At 55.9% G+C, this 16,410-nt stretch carries 11 protein-coding genes; 4 read left to right on the top strand and 7 right to left on the bottom strand.

What is annotated here, in order from left to right:
- Nucleotides 1-532: 532 nt before the first annotated feature.
- The 6 genes from F556_RS34150 to F556_RS0115425 all read right to left on the bottom strand — a co-directional run bounded on the left by F556_RS34150 (nucleotide 533) and on the right by F556_RS0115425 (nucleotide 11,885).
- A complete protein-coding gene (locus F556_RS34150) occupies nucleotides 533-1,657 on the bottom strand; it encodes a response regulator (RefSeq protein WP_083938007.1) in 1,125 nt (374 codons plus the stop codon).
- Nucleotides 1,658-1,684: 27 nt separating this feature from the next.
- Nucleotides 1,685-4,780 (bottom strand): ATP-binding protein, encoded by a 3,096-nt coding sequence (locus F556_RS0115450; protein WP_020617883.1) that lies wholly within the window; start codon nucleotides 4,778-4,780, stop codon nucleotides 1,685-1,687.
- Nucleotides 4,781-4,819: 39 nt separating this feature from the next.
- Nucleotides 4,820-5,203, bottom strand: a complete 384-nt coding sequence (locus tag F556_RS0115445; protein WP_020617882.1) for a PilZ domain-containing protein — start codon at nucleotides 5,201-5,203, stop codon at nucleotides 4,820-4,822.
- Nucleotides 5,204-5,358: 155 nt separating this feature from the next.
- Nucleotides 5,359-6,585 (bottom strand): RtcB family protein, encoded by a 1,227-nt coding sequence (locus F556_RS0115440; protein ID WP_020617881.1) that lies wholly within the window; start codon nucleotides 6,583-6,585, stop codon nucleotides 5,359-5,361.
- Nucleotides 6,586-6,662: 77 nt separating this feature from the next.
- Complete coding sequence (locus F556_RS0115435) at nucleotides 6,663-7,448, bottom strand: nucleotidyltransferase domain-containing protein (protein WP_020617880.1); 786 nt, start codon at nucleotides 7,446-7,448, stop codon at nucleotides 6,663-6,665.
- Between the two features lie 1,272 nt (nucleotides 7,449-8,720).
- The gene (locus tag F556_RS0115425; RefSeq protein WP_020617878.1) at nucleotides 8,721-11,885 is read right to left on the bottom strand and encodes a bifunctional cytochrome P450/NADPH--P450 reductase; all 3,165 of its coding nucleotides are present in this window, start codon (nucleotides 11,883-11,885) and stop codon (nucleotides 8,721-8,723) included.
- Between the two features lie 188 nt (nucleotides 11,886-12,073).
- Here F556_RS0115425 and F556_RS0115420 point away from each other — a divergent pair, with 188 nt between their 5' ends.
- Together F556_RS0115420 and F556_RS36320 are read left to right on the top strand one after the other, a co-directional pair.
- Nucleotides 12,074-12,577 carry an RrF2 family transcriptional regulator gene (locus F556_RS0115420; protein ID WP_020617877.1) on the top strand — a complete coding sequence of 168 codons (504 nt, stop codon included), beginning with the start codon at nucleotides 12,074-12,076 and terminating at the stop codon, nucleotides 12,575-12,577.
- 162 nt (nucleotides 12,578-12,739) lie between these two features.
- The gene (locus tag F556_RS36320) at nucleotides 12,740-13,393 is read left to right on the top strand and encodes a stalk domain-containing protein (RefSeq protein ID WP_020617876.1); all 654 of its coding nucleotides are present in this window, start codon (nucleotides 12,740-12,742) and stop codon (nucleotides 13,391-13,393) included.
- Between the two features lie 178 nt (nucleotides 13,394-13,571).
- On the opposite strand, the gene F556_RS0115410 is transcribed toward F556_RS36320, so the two are convergent.
- Entirely contained in the window at nucleotides 13,572-14,921 is a 1,350-nt protein-coding gene (locus F556_RS0115410) for a sulfatase family protein (protein ID WP_020617875.1), read from the bottom strand.
- 110 nt (nucleotides 14,922-15,031) lie between these two features.
- On the opposite strand from F556_RS0115410, the gene F556_RS0115405 reads away from it, so the two are divergent.
- Both F556_RS0115405 and F556_RS0115400 read left to right on the top strand, forming a co-directional pair.
- Nucleotides 15,032-15,628, top strand: coding sequence for a TetR/AcrR family transcriptional regulator (locus tag F556_RS0115405; protein ID WP_020617874.1), 597 nt, complete (start codon nucleotides 15,032-15,034; stop codon nucleotides 15,626-15,628).
- Between the two features lie 21 nt (nucleotides 15,629-15,649).
- A complete protein-coding gene (locus F556_RS0115400) occupies nucleotides 15,650-16,399 on the top strand; it encodes a (S)-benzoin forming benzil reductase (RefSeq protein WP_020617873.1) in 750 nt (249 codons plus the stop codon).
- Nucleotides 16,400-16,410 lie beyond the last annotated feature (11 nt).

Below are 16,410 nucleotides of genomic sequence, written 5' to 3'. Positions count from 1 at the left end.
CTGTAACGAAAGAAACTTTCGTTGGAGGCGCTAGTCGAGCGTGTGCGGGAGCTGTAATGAAAAGGGGCTCCAAATTATCCAACTGTCGCCATCCTCACCGGGCCTGAGTGACGCTCTAACGAAACCTCATAATGCTATTACGCTATAAAACTCCCATTCCCATTTCTAACGAAACTACAGTTGCTTATTTTACAAAAACTATGGTTTTAAAGCCCAGATACCACCAAATAAGGTGCCTCAGTTTTGTTAGATAAAAAAAAGGTTCGGTTTTGGGCAAATAACGTTCTCACGTTTCTTTAGCGACCTGGACTAGGTGGAGGCAATAGTTTGATGGTGGGGTTAGTGGGGTTAGTGGGGCTGGTGGGGCTGGTGGGGTTAGTGGGGTTGGTGGGAATTGGTACAGAGGTTGATGCGGGGATGGAAATTGGTTAGCACGAGGCCTGCCGCAGACTCAATGGGCTCAAGGCACAACGCCGCTCCCACCCCCGGCTTAAACGCAAAAAAAATGCCGAACCGACAGTCGGTTCGACATTCATTTCTGGATTTGCGCGATGAGCTGCTGCACGGCCTCCGGGGGCTCGGTGCCCAGCTCGTCCCGGTACTGCCGTTGCACGAGCGCGTAATGCGCATGCAGGGCTGCATGATCCTGCTGTTGCAAGTAAGCTTGCAACAAGAGCTCATGTGCCTCTCCATCGTATGGCGCATGCGTGAGCAGGATCAGCAGCACTTGAATCGCTTGTCCCGCGCGCCCCTCTGCGAGCTGCAGACGGGAGAGTACTCTTGCCATCCCACTGTACTGCCTCGCCTGGCGTTCGCGCTCCGCTTCGCACCAGGGGTAATCCCGATGCGCGAATAGTGGCCCGTTATAACGTTGGATCGTTCGTGTCAACGCCTCGGCATCTCCGGAGCTCTCACCCGACACGCCGCTCAGACTCGCAGCCTCCTGATCAAACAAGAGGTAGTCGCAAGGCTCCTCGCACTCCATCAAGTAGTAGCCTCTGCTAGAGGAGATCTGCACCCGCAATCCTTGGTCCCGCATCGTCTTTTTGAGCCGGTAGATGGTCGTATGGAGATTGACCTTGCTCTTCTCCGGCTCAGCCTCGGGCCACAGGTGCTCGCATAGCGTCCAGATGGAGATTTTGCGTTTGTGATGCATCAGCAGGTACGCGAACAGCTCTTCCGTCTTTGCCGTGGGGAAACGCAGCGGCTCCGCGCGGCCCTGGAGATAAATCTCCAGACCGCCGAAGCATTGGACGTGGGATGCGATAGGCTCTTCCGGGGCACTCTCCTGCTTGTGTCTTCGCTTGGCAACCCGCTGAATTGCTGATTCCAGCAGATCCGGCTCTACAGGCTTGAGCAGATAGTCGAGTGCTTCCACCCGAAATGCATCAAGCGCATATTCCCGATAAGCCGTTACAAAAACAATTTCCGTATCCTTGCCCTTCTCTTGTAACAATTCGGCCAACTCCAGACCATCGACCTCTGGCATCTCGATATCCAGGAAGATGACGTCCGGCTGCAGTTCATCCATATGCTCCAGCAGCTCCTGCCCGTCCGTGTAGGCTCCGACGACCTGGATGCCGCTGTGAGCGGCGATCATTTTTTCCAGGATGACCAAGGCCGGCGCTTCATCGTCAACCAGCACCGCTCTCATCATAGACCGGCCGGTATCTGGGCCCGAGGCTTAGCTGTTCCGTTCGGGCGATTGAATCTCAAATTGGACACGCGTCCCTTCCCCCTTTACACTATCGATTCGCAATCCCTTGCCGGATAGGTTCAGCAATCTGCGATGAATATTGACCAGACCGACGCCACCGCCCATTTCGCGCTCCCGGGTATGATCCAGCATCCTCAGCGCTGTCTCCTGCGCCATGCCGACCCCATCATCGGCTACCTCTACCAGCACCCTGCGGTCGCTCGGATTCGAATCGTCAGACGGACGGCGTATCGACAAGGTGACAAGGCCACCTTGCTTGCGCTTCATGATGCCGTGGCGAATCGCATTCTCAACCAGCGGCTGAATCGTGAGCGGCAGTACCCGGCAATCCAGCAGCGCTTCATCGACGTCATAGGTGATCGACAACCGTTCGCCGAACCGGGCTTTCTCGATCGCCACATAGGACTGCACCAGCTTGATCTCCTCCCGCAGACGCACATGGCTATCCATACCCGGCAGATCAAAGCTGCGCCGCAGGTAGTAGCCCAGATGCTGAATCAATTGCGCGGCTTGTTCGCTGTCTGTGTAACAGACCGCGGCGATCGCATTCATCGCATTGTACAAGAAATGCGGCTTGATCTGCGACTGCAGGAAGGCCATCTCCGCAGACAGGGCCTGGCGGACCGAGCGCTTGAGTTCCACCAATGTCGTGACCCGGGCCTGCACTTCCCAGGCGTTATACGGCTTGGCGATGAAATCATTGGCGCCCGAGGCGAACCCTTGCGCGATATCATGCGGCGTATTGCGTGCCGTCATCAGCACGACGGGCAAGTCGAACAAGGTGAAACGGCTGCGAATATTGCGGCACACTTCATACCCGGACAGTCCGGGCATCATCACATCGAGCAGCACCAAGTCGATGTCCGCCCGCTCTTCCAGAACACGCAGTGCAGCTCGCCCGCTCGGCGCGGTCAGCAGCTCGTAGCCTTCTCCGCCAAACAAGCCCCGCAGAATCTGCAGATTGGAAGGCTCATCGTCCACCGCCAAAATGGTCGTACGCGAGGCTCCTGTCACAGGTTTGCGGTCACGGCCAGGCTCACCCTGTCGCCAAGCAAGAGGCTCGTCCAGCCCTCCCGATTGGGATTCCGGTAGGTCTGCGGAGACCGGCAGCAGAATGACGATGCGCGTCCCCTGCTCCGGCGCGGAGGCTTCAATGAAGATTTGACCCTGCATCAGTTCAATCAACTGCCTTGAGATGGAGAGTCCCAATCCAAGACCGCCGGGCCCCTGTACACGCCCTGCATCCGACTGGGTGAACGATTGGAACATCCGCTGCCACTCCTCGCGCCGGATGCCGATTCCCGTATCCTGCACCGTCAGCTTCACGTGCTGCCCCACCTGTTCGGCCGCAATCTCGACCGAGCCCCGCTCGGTAAACTTGATGGCATTCCCAACGAGATTATAGAGCACTTGCCGGAAACGGGATTCGTCGGCATGAATGGCTGGCAGGTCCGCAGGAATCCGGTTTTTCAACTGAATCTCCTTGTCTGTAATTAGATATTCCAGAAGCTCCAACACAAGCGCAGCTGTGCTTCTAGCGTCTACCGCTGTCAGCTGCAAGCGAAGATCGTTGCGTTTGATCCGCTCCAGATCGAGGATATCGCCCACCAGGGTGGATAAACGGCGAGCGGCTTCTTGAATGAGCGCCAGATTCTGCCCCTGCTTGTGGGTCATCTGGCCATCCTCCCCCTTGAGCATCAGCTGCGAGATATTGAGAATACCATTCAGCGGCGTCTGCAGCTCATGCGAGGTATTGATTAGGAATTCATCCTTCAAGCGGTCCGCCTCCAACAGGCTGTCGGACATGGCTTCGATGGTTTTGTAAGCGTCCGAGTGGTTGAAGGCCAGCATCAGCGAGATCAGGATGGTGAACACCAGCATACTGACACTGCCCAGCACATTGGTAGGCAACCACCCCAGAATATAGAGGCTATTGTCGATCATGCAAATCAACGGGCCATGAATCGCGATAATCAATATCCGGATGCTGCGGCGGTCATGGTTGCCTTTTCGATACGGACGAACCTCAGATGCAGCCAGCATGGTAATGATTGAGATATAGACGATGACCTGCAGCCCCGTGAAAAAGAATGTCGCGTGCGTATACACATGATAAGGCGTCAAGAAGACAAACAGCATAAATGCCCCAAACGCCACAACGACCGCCCGGATAAACCACGCAGGTACCAGATGCGAATAGATGGAACGGATAAATTGAGCCAGCAAAATCTGTGAACCGTAGATGGCCACGACTTGCAGCCTGTACGTCCACTCAAACGGTATCCACTGAAAGACCTGCATGAATACTTTGTCGCTCAGACCGCCGAACGCCACTGCGGTAGCCAGACAATAGAGGCCGAAGAGCAGCAAGCTTGTCTCCTGACGACGCTTGAGATAGACACCCAGATGATAGATGCCGATCATGAATAACGCGACAAGCACCACCACATCCACCCCGGTGATCCGCTTATCCAGCTGCTGGATCCCGCTCATGGTCCCGAAGTGTAAGCTATAGGTGATGCCGCCATTCAGGAAATCGTGGTTGGCCACATGCAGCAGGATCTCAACCTGCTCCCCCTCCACGGGAAAATAAACGGTATACGGAATATTCTCAGGCGTGTACGTCTCCTTCGTCAATGCGGGAACCCCGCTGCTCCCGAGCTGGAGACCGTTGATATAGAGGGCACTGGCCATCTGAGCATTAGATATGCGCAATCCATAATGCATCTGCGAAGGCTCCACCTGGACAATCAGCCGGAACGTCCCTGCACCTTTGGCTGGATACCCTTCCTTGTTCCACTGCCCAGGTACCTGCATCCGTATCGGGTTCGAGCCATGTTCACCCGGTGCCAGCAGCTGCTGCCAGTAAAATTCCCACTCGCCATCGAGCTTGACGGTTTCTTGGTCTAGGAAGTCCCATGCCGTCAAGTCGATGACGCCGTTCTGCGCCTGGGGAAGATTGGAATCTCGGGGTAAATAGGCCTGAATGATATAATAAAGGGAAAGACATCCGATTATGCCGATCCCAAGCAACATCATGCTCAGGTAACGATGTTTAGCCACGGGGCAGCCTCTGCTTTCTTGATGACGGGGCGGGCCCGCTTATTTCTTTTTCTTGTTCTTCACCGCTTGCCAGGCATACGCCTTTAGCTCACTCGTCACCCACTCGCGAATCTCATTGTCGCTGTCGAGATGGATCCCGCACAGGTAGCCTGATTCTGCCTCCTCCTGGTGGACCACGACGCCGGACAGCTCGCGTTCTTCGGACATAATCTGCACGAACAACGATAATTCTACCTGATGCGCCGGATGCTGAAAATCGAACGCGGTGGCAATTTTGGCACCATTCCAGCTGAGGTCGATAATTCGTAAACTACCGAAGCTGCTCCCTGCGGTTTTTCCATTGATTCGGGTAATCTGAAACTTGCATTCAAGAGGCTCAGGAAACGTATATCGAAATGGCTCTTCTCTTCTACTATAATGCATGGGTATCTACTCCCTGATTTAGGTTATGGCTTTCACTAATAAGAAAAACACCTGACACCTATATCGTCAACTAGATCCAATTCCTGAAGGGTCGAAGGTCCCTGCTCATTCAAAAAAGTCCGGTGCGGAACACCGAACTTTTGGAACCTATCGTTTTAGTCCTTATACGGGTCAAACTCGTCTGCTCCTGCCATGCAAACGCCGATCGGTCGCAGCACATGCATGACCTCAACGGTCTCTGCGTGCGCATCCAGCACTTCCTGAAGCCGACGATAGACAAATGGACTCTCGTCCGTCCCGGCACCGCGCAGCTCTACGCCGTAGTCTCGTACCGCCGCCATCATGCGCTCCGTGGAGATCTCGCCGCCGCTGCGAGTCCGGGTTTTCCAGTTCATCTTGCCCGCTGCCCGCGTCCGGCTCATAACCCTGCCCGCGCCGTGAACAGTGCTATAGTAGGAGTCACGGTTCTCTGCGGTGTCCTTGCCCCGCACAATGACGGAGATATCCCCCATGCTGCCGCCGATAAAGCCGACCTGATCAGGAGCCGAAGGCGTGGCGCCTTTGCGGACGACAACGACCTCCTTGCCGTCATGGGTTTCCTTCCATGCATAGTTATGATGGTTATGGACCTCCATATCCGCCTCCGCTCCAAGAATCGCGAGCACTTGTTCAATAACATAGTCCCGGCCCGCATAAGCGTAACGGCCAGCCAGCCGCATGGCCCGGTAGTACATGTCGCCCACCTCGGTGTTCAGATCCAGCAAAACAGGCGCCTGATCCATCTTCTCGCCCGGAGCTTTGCCGGAAAATTCCCGCCCCGACGCCAGATTGATGAAGCCGCTGGCTGTCCGGTGCCCAAAGCCGCGGCTGCCGAAGTGATTGGCTACCCACAGTCGGCCGGTCTTCTCCTCCTCGAACAGATCGACGAAGTGGTTGCCACTGCCGACTGTGCCCAGTTGATTGTGCGCCAGCGTCTTCAGTTTGTCATGCTCCTGCTTGCCGATCGTCTTGTAGACGTCCCAGTCGGGATCGTCGAAGAGCTCGTGATCGACCTTCTCCTGATTCACCCGACCAACGCCAAAAGAAATCCGTCGTGCAATCGTGTCCATGAGTTGGGGCAGCCGGGGCTTGATATCCGCCGCCATCAGCGAGGTACGGACGGCTTTGTTGCCACAGGCAATGTCGTAGCCTACGCCAGCGGGTGAGATTTGGCCGTCGTAGACGACTACACCCCCGATAGGCTGACAGTAGCCTTTATGGTGATCGGCCATCATCAGCGTCTGCACGACGTTGCCAGTAATCGCGCAGGTCTTGGCTTGGGAAAGGGCGCCTTCGTCGGGTTGTCCCCAGACACGTACGCCATCTATGGTTTGGTAGCTCATTTATGTCACTCCTTCATTGGGATCAGATTCGATTCCGTGCCTCTTCGGCCTTTCTTCAACAGCCTGATTCTTTAGGTTTAATTCCAGGCTGTCTTGAGTACGCTGCGAAAAAGTTGATCTAGCTCGCTGTCCTCTACTACCGGCTGGCCGGTCATACCGAGTGCGACCTCTTCAAAATAGGTGATCCGCTCATCCAGATAGGTGCTGATGGCCTCGATCCGCGACTCCTTGTCCAGCTCATCGCCTGCCATCTTGCGGTCAAGCAGATCCTGAATGGCAGCATGTAGCTCGCTGTCCGCTGGCACCATCGCCTGCACCAAGTCCTGGAAGCGCAGCGGCGGCAGCGTGCCATGTCGCTCGATCCAGCCGCAGGCCAGCAGCGGCCGCAGCACGTAGAAGTACTTCTTGATCTTTACCCGGTCCCCTTGCAGGTAATCCCGGTAGTTGCCCCGCGCCATATGCAGGTAGTGGTACATACAGGATTTTGGCGAAAAAGCAGCCGGCGAGAGCTGGCGGATGCGATCCGTTACAATTGCATTCTCGGCATAGACAATCGGTGATTGCAGCCACTCCAGGAGCGGCGGGTTGGACTTGCGGAGCAGTAGGAGCGCTTTGCGCAGATCCCAGCCGCTCACGTCGAGCTGATCATTGATCGGCCGCTCGATCACATCATGTTTATCAAAGATCGACAGGTACCAGTCCTCCTGCCGGATATAGAGAAACCGCACATCGTAGTCGCTGTCCTGGGACGGGAAGCCCCAGGCGCGGCTGCCGGATTCACAGGCGTACAGGATGCGTACCGCTTCCTCCCGCTCAATGCTCGACAGCGTCTTCCGAATTTGTTGCTGGATAGTGTTATTCATGATGCCACCTCATTTCACGGACCCGTTCGCCCTTCGTTAGGTCTCATTATCCCTCACCTCGCACCCCTCGTACATGGCGAAAGTATTACAAACCCTCTTTTTTCCGCTTGACGCATGACAAAAACGGGGCTGTCTAGACAAGTCAGTGTGATACTGACTTCTGAACAGCCCCGTTCGGGGGTGGGAGGAGTGGTGGGGCGATGCTGGAATGCTGCTCCGCTCCCGCCGAAGGTGCTTTCAACTAAAATAGACTCGTTTAGGCGGGGGCCTCCAGCGAAAGTTTCTTTCGCTGCAGCTCCCGCACACACTCGACTGGCTCCTCCAACGAAAGTTTCTTTCGCTGCAGCTCCCGCACGCACTCGACTGGCTCCTCCAACGAAACTTTCTTTCGTTACAGCTCCCGGACGCGCTCGATTGGCTCCTCCAACGAAAGTTTCTTTCGTTGGAGCTACCGCACGCACTCGCCCGCCGCCTCCAACGAAACTTTCTTTCGTTACAGCTCCCGCACACACTCGACTGGCTCCTCCAACGAAAGTTTCTTTCGTTGGAGCTACCGCACGCACTCGACTGGCTCCTCCAGCGAAAGTTTCTTTCGTTACAGCTCCCGGACGCGCTCGATTGGCTCCTCCAACGAAAGTTTCTTTCGTTGCAGCTCCCGGACGCGCTCGATTGGCTCCTCCAACGAAAGTTTCTTTCGTTGCAGCTCCCGCACACGCTCGACTGACGCCTCCAGCGAAAGTTTCTTTCGTTGGAGCTACCGCACGCACTCGCCCGCCGCCTCCAACGAAAGTTTCTTTCGTTGCAGCTCCCGCACGCACTCGACTGGCTCCTCCAACGAAAGTTTCTTTCGTTACAGCTCCCACGCGGGATTAGACGGGAGGACACATTACACTGGAGGGCCACAGCTAGGCAAGCGCTGAGCCGAAACGGAGCGCACGATGCTCATGCGCGGCAGAACCCCACAGACCATATACTTAGCACGCACCGGCACGTGCTTCGCAGGCCTCGAGTGTAGCCGCACCAGAAGGGGCCTGCAAACTGCGTGCATAACCTGCACCAGAACAGACCTCCTAAGCTGCATGCTTACCCGGCACCAGGGGACTACCCCCGCAAAGCCGCATGCTTACCCGGCGAAAGAGACTGGCTCCGCAGTCCGAGTGCTTAGCGGGTAACGATCCTCGCTAAGCACTTACTCGGAACGATGTCCCCACAGGTCGTGAGCTTAGCGGTCACATCGGCCGCGCAAAGCTTCATTCGACACTCGACAGCCTCCTAGTTGCCCGCCCAGACGTCCTTGGCGTAGCGCTGGTCCTGGTCCAGGCGCGCTAGCCAGTTGGCGGCGTCTGCCTCGCTGACTCCGTGAATCTCACGGTAGGCGGCCAGCAGACCCGCTTCGACATCCGGTGCCATCCGGCTGCCGTCGCCACAGATATACAGCTTGCCGCCCGCATCCAGCAGACGGATGATCGTCTCCGCGTTGTCCGCCATCAGATGCTGCACATACGTCTTGGCGCGGCCTTCTATGCGGGAATAGGCGGTATGAAGGGTGACGAGGCCATCCTCCTCGTAGCTGGCCATCTCTTCCCGGTAGATATGGTCGCAAGCGTTGCGGCAGCCAAAATACAGATGTGCCTCACCAAGTGCCACGCCCTCTGCCTGTAGCTGACGCCGCGCCTGCAGGAATCCGCGGAACGGTGCCAAGCCCGTGCCCGGTCCGACCATAACGAGCGGCGTCTGCGGGTCATCCGGCAGCTGGAAGCCAGAATCCGGCGTGCTCACGAACACCATGACCGAATCGCCAGGCTCCCGCTCAGTCAGATACCCCGTCGCCACGCCGCGGTATTCGCCCTTGCCGCTTCTGGCCGGTCCCCGAACCACCGCGACTGTGATGCTGGCCTGATCCTGCTGCACGCTAGGCGAGCTGGAGATCGAGTAATAGCGCGGCTTAAGCGGCGGCAACAGTTCCACGAACCGGTCGAACGGCAGCTCGCAGGCTGCATACTGCTCCAACAGATCGAGCATGGTTACCCGCTTCTGCAGGATCTCTGTCGGATAGACTTCCTCCTCCAACAGCCGCTCCAGCTCCACCTTGTGCGGCGGGCATACCGTCGCCGACGCAAGCTCGCGGAGCTGTGCCCGCGTTGCCGCCTCCTGAAGTTCCACCGTATGCGTAAGCAAATCGCGCACACTGACAGGCGTCTCCATCGGCAGGTGCGCAGCGCTGCGGCCGCTTGCCTGAATGACTACATGCTCGCCCCCACTGAGTCCGAATCGACGAAGAACACGCTCCACGACAACAGGCGAGTTCTCGGGCAGCACCCCCAGATGATCGCCTTCCCGGTAAGTGACACCCTCAGGCAGCGCAATCTCCAGATGCCGCGTGCTCCGTTCGCTGTCCTCTGTCTGTAGCTCCCGGTTCTCCTGAACCGTGGCCATCACGGCGCCATAGCTGTCGGCGATCGGCGTACCAACCGAGCCACTCACGAATTGCAGACTCAGCTTGGGCTTCTCCTGCTGGATCGCTATATCCCGCTCTATGCCTGCCGCATCCAGCAGCTCCGGCCAGGCCAGCTCGTCCCAGCTATCGATCTGCTGCTCGAAGTCACCGCTGGCATCGGCTTCGCCCCGCTCCACAATGCGCTGGGCGCCCCTCGCTGCCAGCTGCTCATCGATCCAACGCGGCACGTCCTGATACGTGCCCGCCCAGTTGCGGTCACCGCAGCCAAACACCGCATAGCGGACCTTGCTCAGATCAGCGTCCGGCTCCTGCTCCAGCCACTGCACGAACTTGCGGGCATTGCTTGGCGGCTTGCCATTGTAGGATGCCGAGACGATGAGGACCATGCCCTCTTCAGGCATATTGCCGGCAGCCTCGTCCAGCGGCTTGACCTCGCTGGCGAAGCCTTGCAGGCGGCCAGTCTCGGCCAGATCCCGGGCAATGCCTTCAGCCGTGCCCATATTGGAGCCGTATAGTACAAGAAGCGGCGTCCCGTGCGCTGCGACAGCAGGCTTGTCCGACGATTTGGTGGACGAGACAGATTCACCAGCACCGGCTGGGACGTAGACCAGATCTGCTGCAGCTCCGCGGGAACGCACCTTCAGGGTGAAGCCGTCCGGCTTCAGCGTCAGTGTTTCTTTCACCTTGAGCTCATAATCCGAATGATCGATGAACTCAAACCGTTTTAGGATCATCCCCAGCACCAGAGTAGCCTCATGCAGCGCGAATTGCTGGCCGATGCAGGCGCGTTGACCGTTGCCAAAAGGCTTGTATGCATGATGCGGCACCTTCTCCGGTCGCTCAAACCGCTCCGGCCGGAAATCTTCCGCATCCTCGCCCCAGGCTCCCGGGTCACGATGCAGCTTGGGGATGAGCACTGACATGGTATCGCCCTTCTTAAGCGGATATTGGCCAGCCAGCATGGTATCCTCTTCCGCCATCAAGGCAAATGCCGGCGCCGTTGGCCACAACCGGAGTGCTTCGTTCAGAATCATCCGCACATATTTCAGCTCACGCACCTGGCTATAGCTAGGCACCGGATCCTTCAGGACACGGTCAACTTCTTCTTGTGCCTTCTTGAGCACTTCGGGATGCTTCAGTAGGTAATAGACAGCAAAGGAAAGCAGACCGCTCGTCGTTTCGTGCCCGGCAATCAGAAACGTGATAATCTGGTAGCGGATATTCTCATCATCCAGGGACTCTCCCGTAGCCGGATCAACGCCCTGCAGCATCAGGGAGAGCAGATCGTCCTGCCCCTCAGTGCCGCCAGCCCTGCGCTCCGCGATGACGTGATCGACCAACTCAAACATCGTTTCCGTGTCCTGTTTGAACTGGCGCTTTTTGCCGACCATAAGCTTGTCCTGGATGCCCAGCCGCTGCAACTGGTTCATCGCTTCATCGAGCGCACGTACCATACTGACGATGAATGGATGCGGTTCTTCCTTGTAAAAGCTATTGAAGCGGTAGTTGAATCCGCACAAGCCAATCGTATCCAGTGTCAGGCGGGTCATATCCTCCGGGACATCGACGCTCTCATCCGGATTGAGCCGCTCCCATTTCTGCACCAGTTGAACCGCGATATCCACCATCATATTGTGATAGCCGCGCATCGCGCTCTGACTGAAGCTCGGGAGAAGAATGTTATGCGCTTTTTGCCAATTAGGCTCCTTGGTCTCAGCTGTGAATAGTCCGTCGCCTGCAAAGGGTCGTACTTTTCGTAGCGCCGCAGATACTTCCTTGTCGAAACGCGATTCATCGCACGCATCAGCGACCAAATCATGGCCCCACACAAACAAACGGCTTCCCGTCGGAAGCTCCAGGCGAAAGATCGGTCCGTAGTCGTCAGCTATTTTGATCAACGATTGAACGGGGCTTCCCTTTTCCATGAGAGGGAGATTGCCCAGCGGGCCCATCGTCTTCGGTTGCGGAATTGTCGTCATGTGCAAAACCTCCATAGATTGGTAGTAGTATCCCCGTCAATCGGACAGTGATACTAGGGGTGCTTGTTGAAGAAAAGAGTAGTGTTAAATCAAAAATAGGGGTATACTATAAATATGGATGTCTAATGTCCATAATGGATATAAGACATCTCCGATTATACCATATCAATCGAGGTGAAAACAACACGATGCAATTAACCAAGGCTGTGGACCAGGCCATCTGTATCATTATTTTCCTGGCCACGCAGGAGTATAACAAGCCGCTGTCCTCCGATGAGATCAGCAAAAAGCTTCAAGTCTCGCCGTCCTATATGAAGAAGATTACGCGCAAGCTTGTGGTCAAAAAGATCATCACCTCCGTCCCCGGCCAGAATGGTGGGATCTCCCTCGCCAAGCGTCTGGAGGAAATTAATCTATTGGATGTAATTGAAGCCATGGAAGGGCCGATTTCGATCTATCCCGATACCGGGCTCATCCGTTTTGCCTTTAAGGGCGGCCAGCATACGGAGACGGGGACCGAGATTTTACGCGGCGTATTCCACAAGGCAGATCAGCTGCTGATCGATTATTTTGCCGGTGTGACCGCAGCGGATCTGCTCCGTCAGAGCTTCGGCAGTGACCATATTCCCACAATGGACTGGAATCACATGACCATCGAAGATGTGCGAAAGCGTAATCGGGACGAGTCCTGAGACAGCAAGTGTTTCGTGCCCGCACCTCCAGCCTGCAATGCGACACACGGACGTACATCCCCCTTCTTCCTTTTTGTGATTACTCGTCCTGTTTTAAAATCCGAATGCGTGGGTTATAGAAAATATTGGGCGAATTCTAACCATTACCAGGAGGGGTATTGAGTGAAAAAGAAAACATGGTTCATTGGCGCATCGCTGCTGGGGATGATTGTTACAGGGTCGGCGGGTGTCTACGCGGGGAGCAATCTGCCTCAGATTCAGGCATTTCTCAATAACAAAGTAGGCGTTTATGTAGGCAGTAGTGAGTTCAAGCCCGTGGATAACCAAGGCAAGCGTTACTACCCGATTACATATAACAACACGACGTATCTCCCGGTACGTGCCGTGTCGGATGCATTGAACATTCCAATCCAGTTCGATCAAGCCAGCAACCGGATTCTGATTGGCGCTCAAGGAGGAACAGACGGCGGCTCCATCTCGCCATCGCCTGCCAATGCTTCGCAACGTCCGCAGCATCTGCCGAGCGACTTCCCCCTGCCAACCGACTTCAAGAAGATTGAGCTGATCGAGAATGCCTCTGGCAGCAAGAAGAACGTCTACTTCAAGCTGCAAACCAAGCAGAGCCTGACGCAGCTGGTCCAAACGTACAATACGTATTTGCAGCAACGGGGATACGGCAACATCGTCGATGTTTCTTCTACTAGCGAGATAGATATTACCGCGACCAAGAGCCAGGAATCGGCAGTCATTGAAGGCGGCGTTATTGATGCCCAGACCGGGCTGATCGAGTACACCATTATTTGGACCGCTTCCTAATACGCTTCTGATTCAGCCTTCTCTGTCACCGTCAGGCAGAGAAGGCTTTTTAATTGTATATGCTGTAGTTAAGATGTGTCCGCAAACCGCTGATCGGCCGCTGCAACACACCTTTATTCCTCTATTTGTTCGCCTTCCCGTCATCCACCGCTGTAACACACCTTTCGTGCAAAACCTGCTACGGATTGCGTCTGGCGCTGTAGGCTGAACCGTTATCGATCTGCTCCTGCCACTCCGGCGCCATGAGGCCTGGAATCTTCCCTTGCAGCAGACGGTCATCCGTACGTTCCATCCAACGCTCTACCTGTTCTCGAAGCGTCTCCAGCATTTTCTGGTACTGCGGGTTCCCTGCCAGATTATGCTGTTCCAGCGGGTCCTTCTGCAGATCGTAGAGCTCCTCCGGCACATTCGGCTCGTAATACTGATCTCGCACCTCAATACCGGAAGGGCTGCGATGGATATCGAGGGGCAAGTACACAGCAGGACCGTTCTCGAAGTTGCGGATATATTTGAATTCATTTGTACGGATGGCCCGCATCGGGTGGTATTGGTCATGCCAAGACAGCTCGGCAAAAAAATGATCCCGTGGCGGCGCAGCTTGCGGCGCCTTCAGCAGCGGCAAAAAGCTGACGCCGTCCAATTCCTCCGGCCCCTGGGCGCCGGCGGCCTCCAGCAAGGTGGGCATCAAATCCACATTGCACAACAGATCCTCTACCACTTGGCCCGCCTGAAGCGTTCCCGGCTGCCGCATCAGCAGTGCGGTCTCCAGTCCAGCATCCAGCAGCGTACCTTTGGCTCGCGGGAAGGCAATGCCGTGGTCTGTTGTGTAAATCACAAGTGTATCCTCGCTCAGACCAAGCCGGTCCAGTTCGCCGATAATCCGCTCTATTCCGGCATCCAGCGCTTTCGCCGAGCCGTGCAGCAGCGCCAACTCCTCCCGCACCGCAGGCGTGTCTAGTAGATATGGGGGCGGCACGATTTCGTCGGCAGGGTCGGCTAGTGGACCATACTCGTCGAATTCCCGGTGCGTCTCGAAGAACCCGACAGAAGCAAAGAACGGCCGTTTTCCCTCTTCTCCGCCACTGGCTCGATCCTGCAGGAACCCAACCGTTTTGGCCGCCACATCGCCCGCCCGATCTCCCGGCACCGGCAGCACAGTCTCGTAGCCGAGCTTAGCGCCTGAGCTTGTCCGGTCTCCTCCTTCTTCGCCGATGGTCTCATGGCTGAAGCCGATGAGCGCCGTTTCATAGCCAGCCTCCGCCAGTGACATGGGCAGCGTCGTCACAGTCGGATGGATGGAGAAGCCCAGGTGGCTAAGTCCGATCATGCCATGCCGCTGCGGATAACGACCCGTCAGAATGCTGCCCCGGCTGGGACTGCACTGCGGCGCCGGGCAATAATAGTTGTCGAACCGCACGCCCTCGGAAGCGATACGGTCAATGGCGGGCGTGGCCACTTCCTTGCCGTAGCAGCCCAGGTAACGTCCAGTGTCATGTGAGATAAGCAGTAGAATATTAGGTGTGGTCATCGTTGCATCGTCTCCTCAATATTTTTTAACTATCGTTAGTTAAATTATTGATTTATTCATACCGGCTCGCTTATAATAGCTCCAGACCCTCATAGGAAAGGAACTATAGGATGAAGAAAAAAGATCTGACCGCGCAGCAGCTAGTTGAAGCCGCCTTTGAGCTATTCGCGGAGCATGGGCTGGAGAAAACCAGTCTTGGCATGATTGCGGATAAGGTGGGAATGACCAAGCCTTCGATTTATTATCACTTCTCCAGTAAAGAGGCGTTGGTCCAGGGCGTGTTTGAGCATTTGTTTCGCGATCATACCTTTGCCGCTTATTTTTCAACCGATAACTTGGACCCGGTCAGCTTCGCCACCAAGCTGTATGAAGGCGGACTGCACATGATGCCTCCCCCCGACCAGAGTCAGCATGCCATCTTGCGCGTGATCCATGAGTATACGATGCTGGCCCAACGCGACGTCGTCTACCGCACGCGTATCAATGGTATGCAGCAGGACTTTCTCGCTGGTTTTCATCAACTCTTGCAAGTCGGGGTGGAGCTCGGGGTCGTGCGTGCGTCAAACCCTCAGCTGAAAGCCTATGTGTTGGCCATGGTCATCGACAATATATCGAGAAATATATTGATGCAAATGGACATGGATTATCCCGGCATCTGGAGAGAAGCCGTTAATCAAGTGCTGGAGCCCCCGTATCACATTCAATAACAAGATGAAGAGGTGTTTACTATGAACTACTACATCATTACAGGAACCTCAAGAGGGATCGGCGAGGCGCTTGCCCTGCAGCTGCTGGCTCCTTCCTCCCATATCATTTGCATCTCGCGGACGCTCAACCCAAGGCTCACTGAACTGGCCACGGAGAGAAACAGTGCGTGCACACAGCTTGCTTTTGACCTGTTGGAGCTGAAGCAGATCGACTCATTGTTTGACGAGATCGTCCGCATCATCGGACAAGACCATCAGCCCAATTCGATTGCCTTGATCAATAATGCAGGCATGCTCTCCCCCGTCTCTCCTGCGGAGCGCTTGGATGCCCAGGCCATAGCTGACAATGTGACGCTTAATTTGCTTGCCCCTATGACGATGACCGCCGCGTTTCTGCGAGCCATGGAAGCATGGCAAGTCGATAAGCGCATCCTCAATGTGTCCTCCGGTTCGGCGAAATTCCTGTTACCCGGCCAGAGCTGTTACAGCACGTCAAAAGCCGGTCTGGACACCTTCTCCAAAAGTGTGAATGTCGAGCAGCAAACCAAATCCCATCGGGTTAAAATCGCCTCCGTCTACCCCGGCATGATCGATACGCAGATGCAGTCAGAAATCCGGGAGCTGGATGCCGAGACGTTTCCTCATGTCGGGTTGTTCATCCAGGCTGCTGAACAAGGTCAGCTTCAAACCCCGGCGTACACGGCCGAGAAGCTCTTAGCCCTGCTGAACAGCGACGATTTCGGCAGCGAACCACTCGTTGAAGCACTGTAACCCTGATAGAA

This window comes from Paenibacillus daejeonensis DSM 15491 (assembly GCF_000378385.1).
GTDB lineage: Bacteria > Bacillota > Bacilli > Paenibacillales > Paenibacillaceae > Paenibacillus_D > Paenibacillus_D daejeonensis.
The sequence above is the reverse complement of the archived record's forward strand: the minus strand, read 5'-3'. Positions and strand labels throughout refer to the sequence as shown.